The organism is Paracoccus sp. 08, from assembly GCF_024105395.1.
Taxonomy (GTDB): domain Bacteria; phylum Pseudomonadota; class Alphaproteobacteria; order Rhodobacterales; family Rhodobacteraceae; genus Paracoccus; species Paracoccus marcusii.
Genome location: NZ_WEKR01000010.1, coordinates 46,337 through 65,958 on the forward strand (window position 1 = coordinate 46,337; position 19,622 = coordinate 65,958).

The 19,622-nt window shown below is 68.0% G+C and carries 22 protein-coding genes; 10 read left to right on the forward strand and 12 right to left on the reverse strand.

What is annotated here, in order from left to right:
• Window positions 1-39: 39 nt before the first annotated feature.
• The 3 genes from GBO37_RS05320 to GBO37_RS05330 all read right to left on the reverse strand — a co-directional run bounded on the left by GBO37_RS05320 (window position 40) and on the right by GBO37_RS05330 (window position 3,115).
• Window positions 40-1,194 carry a cytochrome b/b6 domain-containing protein gene (locus GBO37_RS05320; RefSeq protein WP_252927665.1) on the reverse strand — a complete coding sequence of 385 codons (1,155 nt, stop codon included), beginning with the start codon at window positions 1,192-1,194 and terminating at the stop codon, window positions 40-42.
• An 88-nt stretch (window positions 1,195-1,282) separates the two neighbouring features.
• Window positions 1,283-2,389 (reverse strand): Gfo/Idh/MocA family protein, encoded by a 1,107-nt coding sequence (locus GBO37_RS05325; RefSeq protein WP_252927667.1) that lies wholly within the window; start codon window positions 2,387-2,389, stop codon window positions 1,283-1,285.
• A 9-nt stretch (window positions 2,390-2,398) separates the two neighbouring features.
• Window positions 2,399-3,115 carry a GntR family transcriptional regulator gene (locus GBO37_RS05330; RefSeq protein ID WP_369799445.1) on the reverse strand — a complete coding sequence of 239 codons (717 nt, stop codon included), beginning with the start codon at window positions 3,113-3,115 and terminating at the stop codon, window positions 2,399-2,401.
• Window positions 3,116-3,206: 91 nt separating this feature from the next.
• Between GBO37_RS05330 and GBO37_RS05335 the strand changes: the two genes are divergently transcribed.
• The 8 genes from GBO37_RS05335 to GBO37_RS05370 all read left to right on the forward strand — a co-directional run bounded on the left by GBO37_RS05335 (window position 3,207) and on the right by GBO37_RS05370 (window position 10,306).
• Complete coding sequence (locus tag GBO37_RS05335; RefSeq protein WP_252927669.1) at window positions 3,207-4,361, forward strand: LLM class flavin-dependent oxidoreductase; 1,155 nt, start codon at window positions 3,207-3,209, stop codon at window positions 4,359-4,361.
• 1 nt (window position 4,362) lies between these two features.
• Window positions 4,363-5,253, forward strand: coding sequence for an aldo/keto reductase family oxidoreductase (locus GBO37_RS05340; protein ID WP_252927671.1), 891 nt, complete (start codon window positions 4,363-4,365; stop codon window positions 5,251-5,253).
• Window positions 5,250-5,756 (forward strand): flavin reductase family protein, encoded by a 507-nt coding sequence (locus tag GBO37_RS05345; protein WP_252927673.1) that lies wholly within the window; start codon window positions 5,250-5,252, stop codon window positions 5,754-5,756. Before GBO37_RS05340 ends, GBO37_RS05345 begins: the two co-directional genes overlap by 4 nt.
• Before the next feature lie 65 nt (window positions 5,757-5,821).
• Window positions 5,822-6,415 (forward strand): TRAP transporter small permease, encoded by a 594-nt coding sequence (locus GBO37_RS05350; protein ID WP_252927674.1) that lies wholly within the window; start codon window positions 5,822-5,824, stop codon window positions 6,413-6,415.
• A complete protein-coding gene (locus tag GBO37_RS05355; protein WP_252927676.1) occupies window positions 6,415-7,704 on the forward strand; it encodes a TRAP transporter large permease in 1,290 nt (429 codons plus the stop codon). The genes GBO37_RS05350 and GBO37_RS05355 overlap by 1 nt, the downstream gene beginning before the upstream one ends.
• 20 nt (window positions 7,705-7,724) lie before the next feature.
• Window positions 7,725-8,771, forward strand: coding sequence for a TRAP transporter substrate-binding protein DctP (gene dctP, locus GBO37_RS05360; RefSeq protein WP_139599207.1), 1,047 nt, complete (start codon window positions 7,725-7,727; stop codon window positions 8,769-8,771).
• 39 nt (window positions 8,772-8,810) lie between these two features.
• On the forward strand, window positions 8,811-9,818 hold the full coding sequence (locus GBO37_RS05365) for a YeiH family protein (RefSeq protein WP_252927678.1): 1,008 nt from the start codon (window positions 8,811-8,813) through the stop codon (window positions 9,816-9,818).
• A gap of 56 nt (window positions 9,819-9,874) precedes the next feature.
• The gene (locus tag GBO37_RS05370) at window positions 9,875-10,306 is read left to right on the forward strand and encodes a MarR family winged helix-turn-helix transcriptional regulator (RefSeq protein ID WP_252927681.1); all 432 of its coding nucleotides are present in this window, start codon (window positions 9,875-9,877) and stop codon (window positions 10,304-10,306) included.
• A gap of 53 nt (window positions 10,307-10,359) precedes the next feature.
• Here the strand turns inward: GBO37_RS05370 and GBO37_RS05375 are convergent, their stop codons facing one another.
• Entirely contained in the window at window positions 10,360-10,695 is a 336-nt protein-coding gene (locus GBO37_RS05375) for a hypothetical protein (RefSeq protein ID WP_252927683.1), read from the reverse strand.
• Between the two features lie 304 nt (window positions 10,696-10,999).
• Between GBO37_RS05375 and GBO37_RS05380 the strand changes: the two genes are divergently transcribed.
• A complete protein-coding gene (locus GBO37_RS05380) occupies window positions 11,000-11,401 on the forward strand; it encodes a pore-forming ESAT-6 family protein (protein WP_252927685.1) in 402 nt (133 codons plus the stop codon).
• Window positions 11,402-11,453: 52 nt separating this feature from the next.
• Here GBO37_RS05380 and GBO37_RS05385 read toward each other — a convergent pair whose 3' ends face one another.
• The 7 genes from GBO37_RS05385 to phhA all read right to left on the reverse strand — a co-directional run bounded on the left by GBO37_RS05385 (window position 11,454) and on the right by phhA (window position 17,600).
• Window positions 11,454-12,701: an AI-2E family transporter gene (locus tag GBO37_RS05385; RefSeq protein WP_148910913.1), complete on the reverse strand. Its 1,248-nt coding sequence runs from the start codon at window positions 12,699-12,701 to the stop codon at window positions 11,454-11,456.
• A 123-nt stretch (window positions 12,702-12,824) separates the two neighbouring features.
• Window positions 12,825-14,051 carry a saccharopine dehydrogenase family protein gene (locus GBO37_RS05390; RefSeq protein ID WP_252927687.1) on the reverse strand — a complete coding sequence of 409 codons (1,227 nt, stop codon included), beginning with the start codon at window positions 14,049-14,051 and terminating at the stop codon, window positions 12,825-12,827.
• A gap of 35 nt (window positions 14,052-14,086) precedes the next feature.
• Window positions 14,087-15,181 carry a carboxynorspermidine decarboxylase gene (gene nspC, locus GBO37_RS05395; protein WP_252927726.1) on the reverse strand — a complete coding sequence of 365 codons (1,095 nt, stop codon included), beginning with the start codon at window positions 15,179-15,181 and terminating at the stop codon, window positions 14,087-14,089.
• A 108-nt stretch (window positions 15,182-15,289) separates the two neighbouring features.
• On the reverse strand, window positions 15,290-15,682 hold the full coding sequence (locus tag GBO37_RS05400) for a hypothetical protein (protein ID WP_252927689.1): 393 nt from the start codon (window positions 15,680-15,682) through the stop codon (window positions 15,290-15,292).
• Window positions 15,683-15,692: 10 nt separating this feature from the next.
• On the reverse strand, window positions 15,693-16,226 hold the full coding sequence (locus GBO37_RS05405; RefSeq protein ID WP_371927495.1) for a DUF6478 family protein: 534 nt from the start codon (window positions 16,224-16,226) through the stop codon (window positions 15,693-15,695).
• Between the two features lie 230 nt (window positions 16,227-16,456).
• Entirely contained in the window at window positions 16,457-16,795 is a 339-nt protein-coding gene (locus GBO37_RS05410) for a 4a-hydroxytetrahydrobiopterin dehydratase (protein WP_139599215.1), read from the reverse strand.
• Window positions 16,796-16,808: 13 nt separating this feature from the next.
• Window positions 16,809-17,600, reverse strand: a complete 792-nt coding sequence (gene phhA, locus GBO37_RS05415; protein WP_252927691.1) for a phenylalanine 4-monooxygenase — start codon at window positions 17,598-17,600, stop codon at window positions 16,809-16,811.
• A 119-nt stretch (window positions 17,601-17,719) separates the two neighbouring features.
• Between phhA and GBO37_RS05420 the strand changes: the two genes are divergently transcribed.
• Complete coding sequence (locus tag GBO37_RS05420; RefSeq protein ID WP_045982401.1) at window positions 17,720-18,181, forward strand: Lrp/AsnC family transcriptional regulator; 462 nt, start codon at window positions 17,720-17,722, stop codon at window positions 18,179-18,181.
• Here GBO37_RS05420 and cls read toward each other — a convergent pair whose 3' ends face one another.
• Window positions 18,182-19,609: a cardiolipin synthase gene (cls, locus tag GBO37_RS05425; RefSeq protein WP_252927693.1), complete on the reverse strand. Its 1,428-nt coding sequence runs from the start codon at window positions 19,607-19,609 to the stop codon at window positions 18,182-18,184.
• Between the last annotated feature and the right edge of the window lie 13 nt (window positions 19,610-19,622).

A 19,622-nucleotide genomic window follows, 5' to 3' on the forward strand; every position in this document is an offset into this window, starting at 1 on the left:
ACTAGCGATGCGCGAACAGGGGCTGTCAGCCAGCGCACATCACCGTGTGGCGGTCAGCGCGACGGTCAGGTCCACCTGGAACCCCACCGTGCTTTCGTCGGCATATGCCGCGCCCACCTGCCAGTCGCGGCGGTCCATCACGGCCTGCCCCTGCATCACGGCGACGCCGTCCGTGATGGTCAGATCGAAGGGCAGCGTGACGGGCATCTGCTGGTCGCGCAGGCGCAGCGGTCCTTCGGCGACATAGCCCGCGCCCTCGGGTCGGATCGTGCCCTCGAAGACGGCGGTGGGATGGGCGGCGACGTCAAAGAAATCGGCCCCCTTGGCCTGGTCGGTGACGGTGCCGATGGTGACGCTGTCCATGTTGATGGTCACCGCCACGGCGCCCGTGCCGCTGTCCGGGTCGAACGTGATCGCCGCCGTCCAGTCGGCAAAGCTGCCGGTCACGGTCGATCCCATCTGGCGCACCGCAAAGCCGAGTTCACCGTCGGTGACCTGCCATTCGGACGCCGCCTGGTCCAGCGTCGCCACCGGGGCCGCGTCGCGCGGCGCGGTGGCCAGCGCATAGGCCGCCCCCGCCCCGAAGACCGCCACCGCGACCAGCGCCGGCAGCGCGTGGCGGGCGGCGATGCCCCGGCCCGCGGGCACGCCCCGCGTCATGCGGCCCAGCACCCCGTCGCGGTCGATCACCGCATGCTTGATGGCGCCCGCCACATGCAGGACCACCGACCCGATCAGCAAGAAGGCAAAGACATGATGCACCTGGGCCATGACCATCGCCAGGGCGGGCGATTTCGGCACCAGCGGCAGCCCCTGCCCCAGGGGCCACAGGATCGGCGCGAACCCGTCGGTCGCGGCATGTTCGATCCAGCCCGTCACCGGCACCAGCACCATCGACCCGTAAAGCGTCCAATGCACCGCCTCGGCCAGCAGGGTCTCCAGCCGGCGTTCGGGGTGGACGGGGGCGGGGCGCGTCTGGGTCAGCGCCCAGCCGATGCGCACCAGCGCCACGACCAGCGCCGCAAGACCCAGCGTCTTGTGGAACGAGAACACCTGCACCTTGAGCGCCATCTGCTCCAGCGGGATGCGTTCGGCCCACAGGCCCAGGGCGATGTTGGACAGGATGATCAGGGCGGTCAGCCAGTGCAGGCTGCGGGCGACGCTGCCATAGCTGGCTTTGGTGTTCTGGCGCATGGGGGGCCTTCGATGCGGATTTTTCCCCTGATAGCGCGTTTCGCGGATGCGCGGCACTGCCTTGGCCGCACATCCGCTGTGCGGGTCGTCACAATTCGACGACGCGCCGCTCGATCATCGCGGTCTGCGCCGCCAGCCCCATGCGCACGGCCCAGATGCCGTCCTGGACGCTGACGTCGGGGCGGTCGCGCTGGCCGCGGACAAGTTCCAAGAACCCCCGGTGCTGATAGAAGGTCGAGCCGTTGTGATCCCCCGCATCCAGCAGCGTCGGGTCCACGGGGATCACGTGGACCTGCGGCCCGCGGGGTTCGCGGGGCGACACGACGACCTGCGCCACGGGCGGATCGCCCAGATGCGCGGGCCAGAAGCGCGTGGGACCGGGCACGAAAGCCTCGATCTTGCCACGGGGGCCCACGGCGCTGATCTCCTCCTGCCAGCGCGATCCTTCGGCGAACATGCACAGCTCCAACATGGCGCGGGTGCCGTCGGCAAAGTCCACCGCGACATAGCCGTGGTCGAAGATGTCGGGCGTCCGGCCGTCATGCACTTCGTCCAGGTGGTTCAGCGCCTGCCCGCCGGTCGCCATCACACGGACCGGGTCAGACCCCAGCGCCAGCCGCATCAGGTCGAAGAAATGGCAACACTTCTCGACGAACGTCCCGCCGCTGTAGCGGTTGAAGCGGTTCCACTGCCCGACCTTGGACAGGAACGGATAGCGGTGTTCGCGGATGCTCAGCATGCGGATGCCGCCGGTGGCCTCCTGGGCCATCTCCAACAGCCGGGCGACGGGGGGCATGTAGCGGTACTCCATCGCGACCCAGACCGGCGCCGCGTGCCGTGCGGCCAGTTCCGCCACCGCCGCCGCGTCCGACGCCTGGGTGAACAGCGGCTTTTCCACCAGCACCGGCAGCGGCCTGTGCGCGGCCACGGCCTGCAGCTGTTCGACATGGCGGTGGTTCGGGCTGGCGATCAGCAGGCAGTCCAGCCCCGGATGCGCCAGCAGGTCGGCCACGCTGTCGACCATGCGCGCACCGGGGGCCAGCGCCGCGGCGCGGGCGCGCATGGCGGCGTCGGGTTCGAAGATGGCACCGATGGCGGTGCCGGGCAGCAGGGCGATGTTGCGCAGGTGTTCCTGGCCCATCATCCCGCAGCCAATCACGCCATAGGTGATCACGCGGCTGTGTTGCATGGTCATGGGATCTCCTTAGACGAGGCGCTGGACGTAGAGCGCGCGGTCGGTGTCGTACCAGGTGCGCGAGAATTCGACCGCGTCCTGGGTCTGCGCCCAGGACAGGCGCTGGATGAAGGCGGTCGTGCTGCCGGGGCGGGGCGCGAAATCGGGCGGCGCCCAGTCGGGCACGGTGCCCAGGCCGACGCGATCCTCGGCCCGGGTGATCCACAGCTTCAGCGCCCGCTTGTAGGTCAGATACAGCGAATCCTGCACCATCTCGGGGGGAATGGCCCCGGCCCCGCCGTCCAGCCAGATCTCCTCGACCGCGATGGGGGTGTCGTCCAGGAACCGCAGGCGCCGGAACCGGGTGCCGTGATCGGCGCTGCCATAGGCGGGCTGGCCGGCATCCTTGGGATGCGATCCGACCGACAGCAGCCGCGCGCGCGGCAGGCCGCCCCCGCCCTGCGCATGTTCCAGCCGGAACATCGAATAGACCGCCCGCGTCGGTTCGCCCGCCCGGATGTAGTTCCCCGATCCCTGCCGACGGTCCAGCAGGCCCTGCGCCTCCAGTTCGGCCAGCGCCTTGCGCAGGGTCCGCACGGTGGTGTCATGCGCCTGGGCCATCTGGCGTTCGGGCGGCAGCTTCTGGCCATCGACCAGACGACCCGCGGCGATGTCGCGAATCATCATCTCGGTGATCTGTAGGTGGATCGGCAACGCGTCCGACCGATGTTCGCCTGCCCCTGCCACGACCGTCCCCCCGGTAAATTGATACACCATTGATTTACACGATGGGGGACGCTATGCAAAGGGAAATCCGACGCCGTCCCGGGAGGAAACCATGACCGTCGTCCCCGTCACCTCAGCCGATCTGGATGCCGTCGAGGTCGCCTGGTTCGCGGCGCTGTGTTCCGACGATTACCGCCATCTGGGCGTGCCCGACGGGTCGCTGCGGTCAAGCTGGGCGCATTGTTCGGACATCGTGCGCACGGCCGAACGGCAGGGGTTCGGCAACATCCTGTGCCCGTCCAGCTATCAGGTCGGCCAGGACACGCTGTCCTTCGTCGCGGGCTGCGCGCCGATCACCCAACGCATCAACATGCTGGCTGCCGTCCGCTGCGGAGAGATGCAGCCGATCATGCTGGCCCGCACCATCGCCACGCTGGACCACATGCTGGAGGGCCGCCTGACGGTCAACATCATCAGCAGCGATTTCCCCGGCCAGCAGGAGCCGAGCCCCTTCCGCTATCAGCGCAGTCGCGAGGTGGTCGAGATCCTGAAGCAGGCCTGGTCGCAGGGCGAAATCAACTATCAGGGTCAGGTCTATGATTTCAGCGGCCTGACCACCGATCCTGTCCAGCCCTATCAGACGGGCGGGCCGATGCTCTATTTCGGCGGCTATTCCCCCGACGCGCTGGACCTGTGCGGCCAGCATTGCGACGTCTATCTGATGTGGCCCGAAAAGACCGAGGACATCGCCGACAGGATGCGCGCCGCCCATGCCGCGGCCGAGAAATACGGCCGCACGCTGGATTACGGCTTTCGCGCCCATGTGATCGTCCGCGACACCGAGGCCGAGGCCCGCGAATATGCCCGCGACCTGGTCAGCCAGCTGGACGATGACCAGGGTCGGCTGATCCGCGAACGCGCGCTGGACGCGGGCTCGCTCGGCGTCAGCCGCCAGGCGCGCAACCGAGAGCTGGCCGATCTGGAGGGCTATATCGAGCCCAACCTGTGGACCGGCGTGGGCCGGGCGCGGTCGGGCTGCGGCGCGGCCATCGTCGGATCGACCGACCAGGTCCTGACCAAGCTGGAGGAGCTGCGTCGCATGGGCATCTGCGCCTTCATCCTGTCGGGCTATCCCCACAAGGACGAGGCCTGCCATTTCGGCAGCCGCGTCCTGCCCCAGATGAATACCTGCCAGTTGAACCGTGTCTGGGGCCGCGTGCCCGACACCACCCCCGCAACGCCCCTGGGCACCGGCGAAAGGCGCTGAGATGAACCGTGTGATGCTGACCGACGTTCTGAGCCTGTCGCGGCTGGTCTATGGCATGTGGCGGATCGGCGACGATGCCGACACCTCGCCCGCCCATGTCCAGGCCAAGATCGAGGCCTGCCTGGACCAGGGCATCACCACGATGGACCAGGCGGACATCTATGGCGCCTATACCGCCGAAGGCATCCTGGGCGCCGCCCTGCGTGCCAGCCCCGGCCTGCGCGACCGGATCGAGATCGTCACGAAATGCGACATCATCGCACCGATCGGCAAATACGCCGACGCGGCCTGCAAGCATTACGACACGTCCGGCGATCACATCCGCGCCGCGGTCGACACGTCGCTGCGCGACATGGGCACGGACCGGATCGACCTGCTGCTGATCCACCGCCCCGACCCGCTGATGGACCCCGACGACACGGGCGCGGCGCTGGACGCGCTGGTGGCATCGGGCAAGGTCCGCGCGGTGGGCGTGTCGAACTTCCGCCCCTGGGACGTGGAGCTGCTGCAGGGGTCGATGCAGACCCGGTTGGTCACCAACCAGATCGAGGTGTCGCTGGCCGCGATCCAGCCCTTCACCAACGGCGACCTGGCCTTTCATCAGCGCCGCCGCGACCCGGTCATGGCCTGGTCGCCCCTGGGCGGCGGCAGCCTGATGACCGGCCACGGACCCGTCGCCGCTGAACTGGACGCGCTGGCGGCGGAATTCGGCGTGGACCGCGCGGCGGTGGCTGTTGCGTTCCTGTTGCGCCACCCCGCGACCATCCTGCCGGTCATGGGCACCAATTCGCTTGCACGGATCGCCCGGATCGCCGATGCCGAAAAGGTCCGGCTGGACCGCGTGCAGTGGTTCCGCCTTTACCAAGCAGCCCTTGGGCAAGAGGTGCCATGACGCGACCGATCCCGCACAGCTTCGTTCCCGATCCGCAGAACGGGCGGCTGCTGCGCGATGCCTTTGGCCGCTTCACGACCGGTGTCACGGTGGTGACCGCCGCGACCGAGGGCGGCTGCGCGGCGATGACCGCCAACAGCTTCTCGTCCATCTCGATGGACCCGCCGCTGGTGATGTGGTCGCCGGCGCTGGCCAGCTCCCGCTTTCAGGTCTTTGCGCAGGCGCGCCATTTCGCCATCCACGTGCTGGCCGCCGACCAGGCCGACCTGGCCTGGACAGTCGCGCGCAACCGCAACGCGCTGGACCATGCGGGCCTGTCCGCGAACGCGCATGGCGTGCCGGTGCTGGACCGCTGCCTGGCCCGGTTCGATTGCGACCTGTTCGCCATGCACGAGGCGGGCGACCACATGATCATCGTCGGTCGCGTCCTGCACGCCCAGATCACCGAAGGCGATCCGCTGGCCTTCTTCGGCGGGCAGATCGCCGGGATCGCCAGAGGCTGACCGACCGCGGCGCCGGGCAGGAGGAGGCCCGGCACCGTCACGAAACGGGGGAGGAGACACCCAAGATGCGCCTGCTGACGGGCCTTGTCCGGCCATTGTCCCGGATCAACGAACAGCTGCTGCGCGCGGGGCGCGCGGTGGGCATCGTGGCCATCGGCCTGATGGTCGTGGTGACCATCGTGCAGGTCGTCGCCCGCTATGGCTTCAACAGCGCCTTGGCTTGGCCGGACGAGGCCGCGCGGTTCTGCATGCTGTGGATGACCGGCCTGATGGCGCCGACCGCGTTCCGGCGCGGGGGTTTCGTCGCGATAGACTTTCTTCCCGCCATGCTGCCCGCGACGGCCGCGCGGCTGCTGAACCTGATCCTGCTGGCCGTGTCGCTGGTGGTGCTGGTTGTCGCGGTGCAGATCGGCTGGCGCGAGGTGACGGGCCTGGGCGGACGCTTTGCCAGCGCCTCGCTGTTCCTGCCCACGTCGCTGGATTTCAGCGACTGGTACCGGGTGCCGCGGTCCTGGATGATGGCGTCGATCCCGGTCGGGCTGATGCTGCTGATTTCCGTGAATGTCGAACTGATCCTGCGCATCCTGGCGCAGTTGGGCGGTGCCCGCGACCTGCCCCCGATCGAGGGGCTGGATGCGGGCCTGCGGGGGGCCGAGTGATGCTGATCCTGTTTCTGCCGCTGTTCCTGACCTTTCTGCTGATCGGCCTGCCGGTGTTCTTCGGGATGCTGGCGGCGCCGGGCATCCTGCTGATGCTGAACGGACAGGAACGCGACCTGACGCTGCTGTACCGCAACCTCTACAACGGCATGGACAGCTTTCCGCTGATGGCGATCCCGTTCTTCATGCTGGCGGGCGAGCTGATGAACCGCGGCGGCATCACGCTGCGCCTGGTCGAATTCGCCCAGGCCCTGATGGGGCATTTCCGCGGCGGCCTGGCGCATGTGAACATCCTGTCGTCGATGCTGTTCGCGGGCCTGTCGGGGTCGGCCGTGGCCGACACCTCGGCGCTTGGGTCCATGCTGATCCCGGCGATGGAGAAGCAGGGCTATACCCGCCGCTTCGCCGCCGCGATCACCGCGGCCAGCTCGGTCATCGGGCCGATCATCCCGCCGTCGGGGATCATGATCATCTATGCCTATGTGATGGGCGAAAGCGTCGCGGCGCTGTTCCTGGCGGGCATCGTGCCCGGCATCCTGGTGGGCGTGGGCCTGATGATCGCGGTCAAGGTCATGGCCGACCGCTACGACTTTCCCATCGCCGCGCCGCGCCAAAGCTGGGACCAGCGCGGACAGGCCAGCCTCAAGGCGTTCTTTCCGCTGATGACCCCGGTCATCATCCTGGGCGGCATCCTGGGCGGCGTCTTCACGCCCACCGAGGCCGCCGCCGTCGCCGCCGTCTATGCGCTGGTCATCAGCCTGTTCGTGCTGCGCACGATGAAGATCGCGGAACTGCCGGACGTCCTGGGCCGCGCGGCGCTGACCTCGGCAGTGGTGCTGCTGCTGGTGGGTGCGGCGATGTCGTTCAAGACGGTGATCTCGCTGTCGCAGACGCCGCAGATGATGGCCGACTGGATCCTGACGCTGACCGCCGACCCGCTGATCCTGCTGCTGATGATCAACCTGTTCCTGTTCGTCGTCGGCATGTTCCTGGACGCGGGCCCCGCGATCATCATCCTGGCGCCGATCCTGGGGCCGGTCTTCACCGGCATGGGCGTCGACAGCGTGCATTTCGCGATCATCATGTGCGTCAACCTGACGGTGGGCCTGGCCACGCCGCCCATGGGGCTGGTGCTGTTCGTGGCCTCTGCGGTGTCGGGCGAAAAGGTCATGACCATCGCCCGCGCCATCCTGCCGTTCCTGCTGGTCGAGGTGCTGGTGATCTTCCTGATCACCTATGTCCCGGCCATTTCCATGACCATCCCGCGCCTGACCGGCTTTGCGGACTGAGACCACCAAGGGAGGATACCATGCTGAAACCCGCACTGACCCTGGCCGCCGCCCTGGCGCTGGCCACCCCCGTCATGGCCCAGGAATACACCCTGCGCGCCGTGGCCAACTCGAACGAGAACGACGAGGATTTCGACGGCCTGCAGGTCTTCAAGTCGCATGTCGAGGCGGCCTCCAACGGCGCCATCGCGGTCGAGATCTTCATGGGAACGCAGCTCTGTTCGAACGGTGCAGAATGCCTGCAGGGCGTGGCCGACGGCTCGATCGACGTCTACATCTCGACCTCGGACGGGGCGGCGGGGCTGTTTCCCTATCTGCAGGTTCTGGACCTGCCCTACATTATGGCCGACGACCGGGTGGCCGAACGCGTCCTGACGGGCGATTTCACCCGCCAGCTGCGCGACATGACGCTGGAGGATTCGGGCGGGATGCTGCGGCTGATGACCATCGGCAACACCGGCGGCTGGCGCAACTTCGCCAACACCAAGCGCCGCATCCAGACGCCCGCCGACCTGTCGGGCCTGAAGATGCGCACCGTGGTGGCCGACCTGCCGCAAGAGCTGGTGCGCGCGCTGGACGCCTCGCCCACGCCGATCCCCTGGGCGGAACTGTTCACCTCGCTGCAGACCAACGTGGTCGAGGGCACCGCGAACGGCATCACCGACATCATGTCGATGCGTTTCCCCGAAGCCGGGCTGCAATACCTGACGCTGGACGGCCACGCCTACATGGGCGCGATGTGGTGGATGTCGAACGAACGCTTCATGGAGATGCCCGAGGACATGCGCGCCATCGTGGTCGACGGGTTCGCCCAGCTGCAGCAGGCGACCTTCGCCTCGCCCAAACGCAAGTCCATCGCGGCCTATGAGGAGTTCCGCGCCGGCGGCGGCGAGGTCTATGTCCCCACGGCCGAGGAGAAGGCCGCCTTCACCGAGGCCGCGGCCCCGGTCTATGACTGGTTCACCAGCAATGTCGACGGCGGCGAGGAGATCCTGGCCAGCTTCCGCGAGGCCGTGTCCCAGGCCGAGACCGCGCTGGCCGAGGAACGCGCCCGCGACATCCAGTAACCCCTGCCGGGGGCCGCGACCCGGCCCCCTTGGACGCCCATGACCCGCACCGACATCCCCCTTGCCGCACGCGCGCGCGCCCTGGCGCTCGGCCTGATGCTGGCCGTCACCGTCGCCATGGCGGCGCAGTTCCTGTCCGGCCATTACGGCGTGCCGGTGATGCTGATGGCGATCCTGCTGGGCATGCCGCTGCATTTCCTGGCCGAGGATGACCGCGCCGGTCCCGGCATCGACTTTGCCGCCCGCACCCTGCTGCGCGCGGGGGTCGCGCTGCTGGGCCTGCGGGTGTCGCTGGACATGGTCGCCGCGATCGGCTGGCCCTTCGTGGCATTGGTTGCGGGATCGGTCGCGGTGGTGATCCTGGGATCGGTCGTGCTGGCGCGCAGGCTGGGACAGGACCGCGCCTTTGGCCTGCTGACCGGCGGGTCGGTGGCGATCTGCGGGGCATCGGCGGCGATGGCCATCGCATCCGTCCTGCCCGCGCGCGACAGCGCGGAACGCGACCTGTCCTTTACCGTGATCACCGTCACGGTCATGTCGACCTTCGCGATGATCGTCTATCCGATGCTGGCGGCAGGCCTGGGCCTGGACCAGCATCAGACCGGCCTGTTCCTGGGTGCCACGATCCATGACGTGGCCCAGGTCGTGGGCGCGGGCTATTCCGTGTCCGAGGAGACAGGCGACATCGCCACCGTGGTCAAGCTGATCCGCGTGACGCTCTTGGCGCCCGTCGTGCTGATTGCGGCGCTGGTCCTGCGCCGTGCCGCGCCCGCGGGGGCCGCGCGCCCGCCGCTGCTGCCGGGCTTCGTGCTGGTGTTTCTGGTGCTGGCAGCGGCGAATTCGGCACATCTGGTGCCGCTGCCCGTGACCGATGCCGCCTCGACCCTGTCGCGGGCCCTGCTGGTCGCCGCCGTGGCCGCGGTCGGCATGAAAACCGCGCTGGCGCGCATGGCGCAGGTCGGCGCCGCCGCCATCGCCATGCTGCTGGTCCAGACCGCCGCCCTGGCCACGCTGATCGCGGTGCCGCTGATGCTGGGACTGGTGTGACGGGCGGTTGCCCCCTGCCCCGCTTTCGGGCCATCTGATCCGGACCGGAGGGGATCATGGCCTTTCACCTGGACGACTTTCTGCCCTATCGCCTGGCCGTCGCGGCCCAGCAGGTCAGCCGCCGTTTCGCCCGCCTCTATGCGGCCGAAGCCGGGCTGACGATTCCCGAATGGCGGGTGCTGGCGCATCTGAACCATTCCGGTTCCGTCAGCGTCCGCGACATTCATACCCGCGTCAGCCTAGACAAGTCGGTCGTCAGCCGGGCGGCGACGCGGCTGGAACAGGCGGGGCTGGTCGCCAAATCTGACCATGCGGGCGACCGCCGCCTGATCGCATTGGAACTGACTCCGCAGGGGCGTGATCTGATGGACCGGTTGGGCCAGGTCGCGCAAGCGTTCCAGGATCGCCTGCTGCAGGAGCTTGGACCGGAGGCGGCCGCCCTGTCCGCGGCGCTGGACCGGCTGGCGCAGGATCCCGACGCGCCGTGACCCATGAAAAAGGCCGGGCGCATGGCCGGCCTGTTCAACACGGGATCATCGGGTCAGCCGTCGGTCACCGGCTCGATCCCGTCGACCATCAGCAGCGTCCCGTCCGTGGCGCTGAAGATCAGCTCGGTCGGCAGGCCGCCGCGTTCCCCGCTGACGATCAGCGTCTCGGGGCCGCGCAGGACGACGACATTCTCGTAGCCTTGGGCGGACAGGCTGTCGATGACCTCCTGATCGGTCGCGAAACCGTCAAGGGTCGGGAACTGGACCTCCTCCATGGTGGTCATCCCCTCCGTCGGCACGGCGGTCTGGGCCAGGGACGCCGTCGCCATCAGGGCGGTCAGGAAGGCGGCCGCGCCGCCTAGCCTCAGGGATGCGATCGGATTGGTCATCGTGCTCTCCTGTGATTCGCTGCGGTCGATGCCGCTGTCACGGACCCAACCTTTAGGCGGACGAACGGTTCAATCACGCCCGTGTCACGGGGGCCGCTGATGATTTCGTGTGCCGATGTGATCGGCAGCCGACAGCCTGCGCCGGAACCTGCCCAGATCCGGCGATCTCGGGGCGGGTTTCAGGCAGGGTCTTGCCGGTATGGCGGCCATGGACGGTGCGGGTCGGGTCATTCCCGATCGCTCGGTCTAGCGTCCTGCCGACGTTGCCCGGATCACCACCGGGTACGCAGAAAAAGGAAACGACATGATCCGCAAGATCGCATTCGCCATGGGTCTGGGCCTGCTGCCCGCCGCCGTTGTCGCCCAGGATGCCGCAGCGCCTGCACAGGACGCCCCCGCCGATCCCGGCACCACCTACGAGGCCGCGCGCAACCAGCTGGGCATCCTGCAGTACTGCCAGGAGCAGGGCTTCACCGGGGCCGAGGCCGTCGAGGCCCAGGGCAAGCTGGTCGGCCTTCTGCAGGGCGGTGACGAGGCCGTCGGCAGCGCCGCCGAGGAGAAGGGCGCCCAAGGCACCGTGTCCGTCGGCGGAACCGAGGTGTCCCTGGCCGATGCCGTCGAAGAGCGCGGCAGCACCGTCGAGGCGACCTGCCAGCAGATCGAGGCCGCCGTCAACGAGATCGCGCCCACCCTGCCCGCAGGCTGAGCCTTACGCCCATGACAACGGAAAACGGGCCGGCGATCGCCGGCCCGTTTTTCTATGGCGCATCGGTGGCGTCGTGCGTCGCGACCAGTTCGGCCGTAACCGCGCGGGCGGCGGGGCCATCCTCGGCGGCGGCACCCGCCTCGACCAGTTCGCGGGCCTCGTCCTCGTCCTCGTCGGTCAGGGCGGGGGGTTCGTCGCCGGCCAGGAAGTTGCCGAACTTCTCCCACCCGGGGATGTGTTCGGCCAGCACGCGGATCACCACCAGCACCGGCACCGCGATGATCATCCCGATGACCGACCACAGCCAGGCCCACAGCGCGACGCCCAGGAACACCACGACCGTGTTCATCTGAAGCCGCCGCGACACGAAGTAGGGCGTGATGATCTGCCCCTCCAGCGATGTCAGGCCCAGATAGCTTGCGGCGACCATCGCCGGCCAGAACAGCCCCGGCATCACCACCAGCGCCACGATCCCCGATATGGCGACCCCGGTGATCGCCCCCAGATAGGGGATGAAGTTCAGAAGGAACGCCCCGATCCCGAACAGAAGCGGGCCCGGCATCCCCCATGCCCACATCGTCAGCCCCACCGCCAGGCCAAGACCCGCATTGATGATGGTGATGGCGCCCAGATAGTTGCCAAGCGAATCCTCGATCTGGCGCAGGGCCAGATAGGCGCCGCGCTTGTCGCGCATGCGGTCGAAGCTTTGGACGATCTTCAGATACAGCAGGTCGCCGGACGCGATCAGGAAGAACAGCAGGATCAGCGTGAACAGCACCTGCCCCATCAGCAGCGGCGCCATGTGCATCACGGTGCCCAGGGTTGTCTCGCCCTCCTGCTGGATGCGGATGGCGGGGGGTTCCTCGGGGCCGGGATCGGTGCTCTGCGCCTCGTCGATGCGTGCGGCGGCCTCGCGCAGGTCCGACAGGCTGTCGCGGACGCTGTCGAACTTCTGCTCCAGCTGCGCGCTGATGATGGGCATGTTGCTCATCGCCCGGCTCAGCGGGCCGCTGGCGGCATAGGCGATCACCCCCACGGCCAGCAGGATCGACAGGGTGATGCCCGCAGCGGTCGCCGCATCCGGGATGCCGCGGCGTTCGGCAAAGCGGCGCAGGGGCGTGAAGACGAAGAACAGCAGCATCGCCATGGTGACGGGCATCAGGAAATCGCGCCCCGCGGCGATGGCGGCGAAGGCCATGACCAGAAAGATGCCGATGACGGCCCAGTTCGCCAGAACAGGGACCTTGCTGTCGGCGCGTTGTGAAAACCGTGGAAAAAGATGTCCTTCAGGACCTGGCATGTCGAACCCCCGATGCGGGCGCCGCGTTCCCCAACGCCGGTGGCACCCGTGTGCTGCGCAAACGCAGGCGGCGGCCCGGATGTTCCGAACCGCCGCGTTCACGTTATTCCGGATCGGCCTGGATCAGACCGGATGATCGCCCGATGCGTCGATGACGCGGGTGGGAAGGCCCATCTCTCCCAGCAGCTCCAGGAAGGGTCGCGCGGGCAGATCCTCGACATTGGCCATCTTGCCCGCGTCCCACGGGCCGCGCGCGATCAGGATCGCCGCCGCGACCGGGGGCACGCCCGCGGTATAGCTGATGCCTTGGCTTCCGACCTCCTCGAAGGCCTCCTTGTGGTCGGCGACGTTGTAGATGAAGACCTCGGCCTCCTTGCCGTCGCGGGTGCCGCGGACCAGGTCGCCGATGCAGGTCTTGCCCTCATAGTCGGGGGCGAGGCTTGCCGGGTCGGGCAGCACGGCCTTGACCACCTTCAGCGGCACCACGTCCGTGCCGTCGGCCAGCGTGACCGGCTGTTCCGACAGCAGGCCCAGCTTCTGCAGGACGGTGAAGACGTTGATGTAATGCTCTCCGAAGCCCATCCAGAACCGCACGTCCGCATCGGGATACCGGGCCGACAGGCTGTGGACCTCATCGTGGCCGGACAGATAGGCCGTGCGCTTGCCCACCACGGGCAGGTCCCATTCGCGGCCGACCTCGAACATGCGGTTCTCCTGCCAGGCGCCCTTCTGCCAGGAATAGACCGTGCCGGTGAACTCGCGGAAATTGATTTCGGGGTCGAAATTCGTGGCGAACCAGCGGCCATGGCTTCCCGCGTTGATGTCCACGATGTCGATGCTGTCGATCTTGTCGAAATACTCGTCCTCGGCCAGGCGCGCATAGGCGTTCACCACGCCCGGATCGAAGCCCGCGCCCAGGACGGCGGTGATGCCGGCCTTCGCCACGTCCTCGCGGCGCTTCCATTCGTAGTTTCCGTACCAAGGGGGCGTCTCGCAGACCTTGGACGGGTCCTCGTGGATGGCCGTGTCGATATAGGCGGCGCCCGCGCGGATGCAGCCCTCAAGGACGGTCATGTTGATGAAGGCCGTGCCCACGTTGATGACGATGCCCGCATCCACCTGCCGGATCAGCGCCTCGACCGCGTCCGCGTCCATCGCGTCCAGCGCGTGGCTGGTCCAAGCCATGTCATGGCCCTTCTCGCGCAAGGACTGGATGATCGCGTCGGCCTTGGCCTGCGTGCGGTTCGCGATGTGCAGGTCGCCGAACTCGGCCGCCCATTGCGCGACCTTGTGGGCCGTGACCTGCGCCACGCCGCCCGCACCGATGATGAGCACGTTCTTCTTCGCCAATTCTGTCTCCTTCAGGTGGCAGAGGATGGGTGGCCTTAGGACAGGCTGCCTTTGTATTCGTCGTAACCGAAGCTGCGGACGGTGCGGATCGTTCCGTCCTCCTCGCGGCGCGCGATGGCGGGCATGGCGACGCCATTGAACCAGTTCTTCTTGACCATCGTGTATCCGGCCGCATCCTGGATGCTGACCCGGTCGCCGATCTGCAGGGGCCGGTCAAAGCCCGCCTCTCCGAAGATGTCGCCCGCCAGACAGGTCTTGCCCGCGATCTGGTACCGGTGGTCGCCCTCCTGCGGCAGGCGGGCGTCCTGACGATAGATCAGCAGGTCCAGCATATGCGCCTCGGTCGAGCTGTCCACGATCGCCACCTGACGGCCGGTGTCGATGATGTCCAGGACGCTGACCTCCAACGTGGTGGTGTTGGTAATGCTGGCCTCGCCGGGCTCCAGATAGGCCTGCACGCCGAAGCGGTCCTGGAAGGCCTTCAGCCGGTCGGCCAGCCGGTCCAGCGGATAGCCCTCGCCGGTGAAGTGGATGCCGCCACCCAGGGACACCCAGTCCAGGCGCTTCAGGATGGCGCCGAACTCGTCCTCGATCCGGGTCAGCTGGCGGTCGAACAGGTCGAAATCGCCGTTCTCGCAGTTGTAGTGGATCATCACGCCGCTGATGCGGTCCAGCGCGGATTCCAGCCGCTCCACGTCGCCTTCGCCCAGGCGGGAAAACGGCCGCGCCGGGTCGGCCAGGTCAAAGCCGCTGGTCGAGAAGCGCGGGTTCAGCCGCAGGCCGGTCGCGATGCCCGCGGCCTTGGCGCCGAAACGGTCCAGTTGCGACAGGCTGTTGAAGATGATCTTGTCGGCGTAACCCACCGCCTCGTCGATCTCGTGATCGGCCCAGGCCACGGAATAGGCGTGGGTCTCCTTGCCGAAGGTCTCATGCCCCAGGCGCAGTTCATAGAGCGACGAGGACGTGGTCCCGTCCATGTAGTCGCGCATCAGGTCGAAGACCGACCAGGTGGCGAAGCATTTCAGCGCCAGAAGTGCCTTGGCACCCGACGCCTCGCGCAGATGGGCGACCTTTTCCATGTTGTCGCGCAGACGGGCCATGTCGATCAGGTAATGCGGCGTCTGCGGCAGGGTCATGGTCAACCTTACGTCAAGAAACACGGGGGGCGGGTCGCGAAGCCGCGATATAGCCACGCCCCCCGCTTTTCGCAAGGAACCATGACGGCCGGGTGACGGGACCTAGCGCCCCGTCAGGTCGGCGGCAAAGCGGCGCAGCTCTCGCTTGACCAGTTCCAGCTCGGCCCGCAGGGCGGAGATCTCGGCGGTCAGAGCCTCGTCCAGGGGCTGGCCCGCCATCAGTGACAGCCGCGCCAGGACATACCCGTCCGGCCCGCTGTCCGGTCCCGGCCCCGCCGCCGTCTTCAGCAGCAGCGTCTGCACCCCGTCCGACAGGACCTGGGCCGGCAGGTCCGCCTCGACCAGCCAGCGGCCGGGGCCGTCGGCGGTCACGCGCGCCTCGGCCAGGACCTCGGCGTGCTGGATCAGCACGACCCGGATGCCGGGTGCGTCGATGCCCGTCAGCGCGCCGCGCCAGACGCCGCCCTTCAGGCCGTGATTGTCGAAATGCGGCATGGCCATATCCTCAGATCTGGGCGCGGGGATGGCGCGACAGGATCACGTCGCGCAGGCCGACCGCGTTCATGAAGGGCGCCTCGAAGATCAGGTCCAGCCATGCCTTCTCGACCGACCGGGCGGACAGTTCGGCATAGCCCAGGTCGAACTCGACGATGCGGTCGCAGTGGCGGCCCTCGATCGGCTCGCCCATCTTGCGCAGCATGGTTTCGGTGTTCGGACCCTGCTGGATGTTCAGCCGGGCATAGACCGCGATGGGGCGTTCCGCCTGCAACGTCGCGTCCAGCCGGATGATGTGATGCCCGCCCAGATCACGCAGCGCCTCGACCGGCAGCGACAGCGAGAACGACAGGAAGCTGCCGGAAAACCCCATCACCTCCAGCGCCAGCCCGTAATCGGACAGGTCGGTGGCGCGGCGGTTGCGCACCTGCCGCAGGATCAGCGCACGTTCGGCGCAGTCGTGGAACAGCGCCACCTCGGGGGACAGCCATCGGCCCGCTTCCGGGGCAATCAGCGCGGGGGCGGCATGGCGCGCCTGCAGGATCTGGGCGCATCACCGATTTCAGCATCCGCGACCATTGCCGGGCCGCGTGGCCGCGCCGGCGGCGCGACAGCCAGCTGGTCTCATGGCGCGACATGGACGCGACCCCCGATCTGGCGCCGGTCATCCCGGACAAGGCGACGATTCGTCATGCGGCATGGCCCGTATGCTGGAAACCCCTGGCCTTGGGGATAGACCGTGACGGGCCGCCGGACAACCCTGACGCGTGCCGTTCAGGCCACCAGCGCGTCCAGCCGGGCGGCGCAGATGAAGTCATTGTCGGTCAGCCCGCCGGCCTCGTGCGTGGTGAAGGTCACCGTGCAATAGCCCCAGCCGAAGGCGATGTCGGGATGGTGGCCCTGCTTGTTGCCCAGCCATGCGGCCAGGTTCGCCATCTCCACCGCCTTGGCGAATCCCTTGAAGGTGAAGCGCCGGGTGATGGCGGTGCCATCGTCCGACAGGGTCCAGTCCGTCAGCCGGGTCAGCATGGTGGCGGCGGTCGCCGGGTCGTGCGGTGCCACGCCCCCCTTGCAGGGTTCGCAGTCGCGGGCGGCAAGATCGCAGGTGGTCATGGCATCGGTCCTTTCAGGCGGCGGTCTTGGGCGGGTATTTCGGCGCGTGCAGCCCCAGGGCGCGGGCCTGGGCGATGTCGGCCAGCAGGTCGCGCCGGGCGGCGGCGAACAGGTCGTCCAGATCGTCTATCACGAAATAGACCGGCTGGTGGATATCGATCCGATACGGCGTGCGCAGGATATCGATCACGTCGAAGGGCCGCTGTTCCGCCTGTCCGGAAATGGCCCAGGGCAGTTCGGTGACCGAACTGGCCAGCCCCGATCCCAGGGCCTTCAGCTGGCCATCCTCGCGCATCAGCCCGAATTCGATCGAGAACCAATACAGGCGGATCAGCCAGGCATAATCGGCCTTGTCGCAGCGCGTTCCCGCCGCGCCGATGGCCTGGCTGAAGGCGGCAAAGGCCGGATCGGTCAGCAGCGGCGTGTGGCCGAAGATCTCGTGGAAGATGTCCGGCTCCTCGATATAGTCGAAATGCTTGCGCTTGCGGATGAAGCTGGCGGCCGGGAACGTCCGGTCTGCCAGCATGCCGAAGAACCGCCCGAACCCGATCAGCGCCGGCACGGGTTCCACCCGCCACCCGGTCAGCGCGCCCAGCTTGGCCGACACCTCGGGGCATTGCGGCACGCGGTCCTGCGGCAGGTCCAGCAGGTCCAGACCCCGCAGATAGGGCGAGGCCATCCGGTCCCGCACGGCGGGCAGCTGCTGGGCCATCAGTTCGCGCCAGACGGCATCCTCCTCGGCGTCATAGGCGATGAAACCCCGGTCATCGGCGACCTTGGCGGCGTATTCGGTCGATTTCGGCATGGCACGTCCTCCTCTGCGGTCCAGATTACCGGATGCGGGGGAAAAACCTTGCCGGAATGGGTTGTCCATCCGGCTTTGGCGGCACATCATTTCGCAGATCGCCGAAACAGGGGAAACCGATGCCCGATCTGGACGACGCCGACCGCCGCATCCTGCGCCTGATGCAGCAGGACGCGACCCTGTCGACCCAGGGGCTGGCCGATGCGGCGGGCCTGTCGACATCGCCCGCGTGGCGGCGGCTGCGGCGGCTGATCGAGACCGGGGTGATCGACCGGCAGGTGGCGCTGGTCCCGCCGGCCAAGGCCGGGCTGCATGCCCTGGCCTATGTCCAGGTGTCGCTGCTGGACCATACCGAGGCGACGCTGGCGCGGTTCGACCGCTTCGTGCAGACCGAGGCGCAGATCCTGGAATGCGCGACCATCACCGGCACCTTCGACTATCAGCTGAAGATCGTGGCGACCGACCCCGAGGGGCTGGAACATTTCCTGATGCGCCGGATGCTGTCCTTGGGCATCATCCGCAGCACGGTGACGCATTTCGTGTTGCGTCAGACGAAATACACGACCGCCCTGCCCCTGTGATCACAGCAGCGGCGATGCCAGCGCCAAGGCGTTGTTGCGGATGCGCCGCCACGGCGACCAGGCGCGCACCTGGTCCAACGTGATCGCGTCGGCCCGCGCGACATAGCTGGCCTGCCGCGCATCCAGCAGCCCCACGAATTCCGGGTCATAGACCGCCATGTTGACCTCATAGTTCAGCTCGAAGCTGCGACGGTCCAGGTTCGCGCTGCCGATCATCGCCATGCGCCCGTCCACGGTCAGGATCTTGGAATGCAGCAGGCCGTCGCGGAACAGCATCAGCCGGACCCCGGCGGCCAGCAGCCCGTAATAGAAGCCCTGGCTGGTCGCCCCCACGATCAGGCTGTCGTTGCGGGCGGGCAGGATCATGGTGACCTGCACCCCGCGCCGCGCCGCCGCCCGGATCGCCGCGTCCAGCGCATCGTCGGGGACATAGTACGGCGTGGTGATCACCACCCGGTCGCGCGCCGCATGCAGCATCGCGGACAGGCAGTCCGACACGCTGCCCGCGCGCAGGTCGGGGCCGGTGGCCACCACCTGCGCCGCGACGCCGGGATCGGCGACCGGCGCCACCGGCTGCAGCATGGGGCCCAGATCGCGGCCGGTATAGCTCATCCAGTCCGACAGAAAGGCGCCCTGCAGCTGGCGCACCGCCGGTCCCTCGACCCGGACCAGGATGTCGACCCAGGGGGCAAAGCGCGCCTTGATCGCGAACGCMATGTCCGCGCAGTTGCGGCTGCCGGTAAAGGCCACGGCGTTGTCGATCACCAGGATCTTGCGGTGGTTGCGCAGGTCCAGACGCTGGAACAGGATGCTGATGAAGGGCAGGCCCCAGGGAAAGGCGGTGACGCATTCCACGCCCGCCTGGCTCATCCGGTCCCACAGCTCCGACCGGACCAGCGACCGCGACCCAAGGGCGTCGACGATGACACGGCATTGCACGCCGCGATCCTCGGCGCGGCACAGGGCCTGGGCGACCTTGGTGCCGCTGGCATCGGGCAGCCAGATGTAGAACAGCAGATGCACGTGGTCGGTCGCCGCATCGATGGCCGCGACCAGCTCGTCGATCGCCCCGTCGCTCTCCTCCAGCAGGTGCAGGCTGTTGCCCTGGACAGCCTGCATGCCGCCCACCGCCTCGTTCGCGGCGATGATCGGGCCCGCCGGGTCGGACCGGTCGGCGCGGACGGCGGGCACGGCGGTGCGCAGGCCGGTCAGGCGGTCGCGCACGTCGGACATCCGCTGGACCTCGGCCTGCTTCATGCGGACCTCTCCGAACAGCAGATAGGCCGCGATCCCCAAGAGCGGCACCGCCTCGACGACCATGATCCAGGCCAGCCGCACCGAGGGCTCGACCCTGGGACGCAGCAGCACGCGGGCGATGATCACCAGCGACAGGGTCGTGTGCGTGAAAAAGAACAGGGTCGTCCACATGCCCGGCATCATC

Excerpts from the sequence above, each read along its gene's own strand:
- GBO37_RS05320 (WP_252927665.1), bottom strand. The coding sequence starts at position 1,194 with ATGCGCCAGAACACCAAAGCCAGCTATGGCAGCGTCGCCCGCAGCCTG.
- GBO37_RS05325 (WP_252927667.1), bottom strand. The coding sequence starts at position 2,389 with ATGACCATGCAACACAGCCGCGTGATCACCTATGGCGTGATTGGCTGC.
- GBO37_RS05335 (WP_252927669.1), top strand. The coding sequence starts at position 3,207 with ATGACCGTCGTCCCCGTCACCTCAGCCGATCTGGATGCCGTCGAGGTC.
- GBO37_RS05340 (WP_252927671.1), top strand. The coding sequence starts at position 4,363 with ATGAACCGTGTGATGCTGACCGACGTTCTGAGCCTGTCGCGGCTGGTC.
- GBO37_RS05345 (WP_252927673.1), top strand. The coding sequence starts at position 5,250 with ATGACGCGACCGATCCCGCACAGCTTCGTTCCCGATCCGCAGAACGGG.
- GBO37_RS05350 (WP_252927674.1), top strand. The coding sequence starts at position 5,822 with ATGCGCCTGCTGACGGGCCTTGTCCGGCCATTGTCCCGGATCAACGAA.
- GBO37_RS05355 (WP_252927676.1), top strand. The coding sequence starts at position 6,415 with ATGCTGATCCTGTTTCTGCCGCTGTTCCTGACCTTTCTGCTGATCGGC.
- dctP (WP_139599207.1), top strand. The coding sequence starts at position 7,725 with ATGCTGAAACCCGCACTGACCCTGGCCGCCGCCCTGGCGCTGGCCACC.
- GBO37_RS05365 (WP_252927678.1), top strand. The coding sequence starts at position 8,811 with ATGACCCGCACCGACATCCCCCTTGCCGCACGCGCGCGCGCCCTGGCG.
- GBO37_RS05370 (WP_252927681.1), top strand. The coding sequence starts at position 9,875 with ATGGCCTTTCACCTGGACGACTTTCTGCCCTATCGCCTGGCCGTCGCG.
- GBO37_RS05375 (WP_252927683.1), bottom strand. The coding sequence starts at position 10,695 with ATGACCAATCCGATCGCATCCCTGAGGCTAGGCGGCGCGGCCGCCTTC.
- GBO37_RS05380 (WP_252927685.1), top strand. The coding sequence starts at position 11,000 with ATGATCCGCAAGATCGCATTCGCCATGGGTCTGGGCCTGCTGCCCGCC.
- GBO37_RS05385 (WP_148910913.1), bottom strand. The coding sequence starts at position 12,701 with ATGCCAGGTCCTGAAGGACATCTTTTTCCACGGTTTTCACAACGCGCC.
- GBO37_RS05400 (WP_252927689.1), bottom strand. The coding sequence starts at position 15,682 with ATGCCGCATTTCGACAATCACGGCCTGAAGGGCGGCGTCTGGCGCGGC.
- GBO37_RS05410 (WP_139599215.1), bottom strand. The coding sequence starts at position 16,795 with ATGACCACCTGCGATCTTGCCGCCCGCGACTGCGAACCCTGCAAGGGG.
- phhA (WP_252927691.1), bottom strand. The coding sequence starts at position 17,600 with ATGCCGAAATCGACCGAATACGCCGCCAAGGTCGCCGATGACCGGGGT.
- GBO37_RS05420 (WP_045982401.1), top strand. The coding sequence starts at position 17,720 with ATGCCCGATCTGGACGACGCCGACCGCCGCATCCTGCGCCTGATGCAG.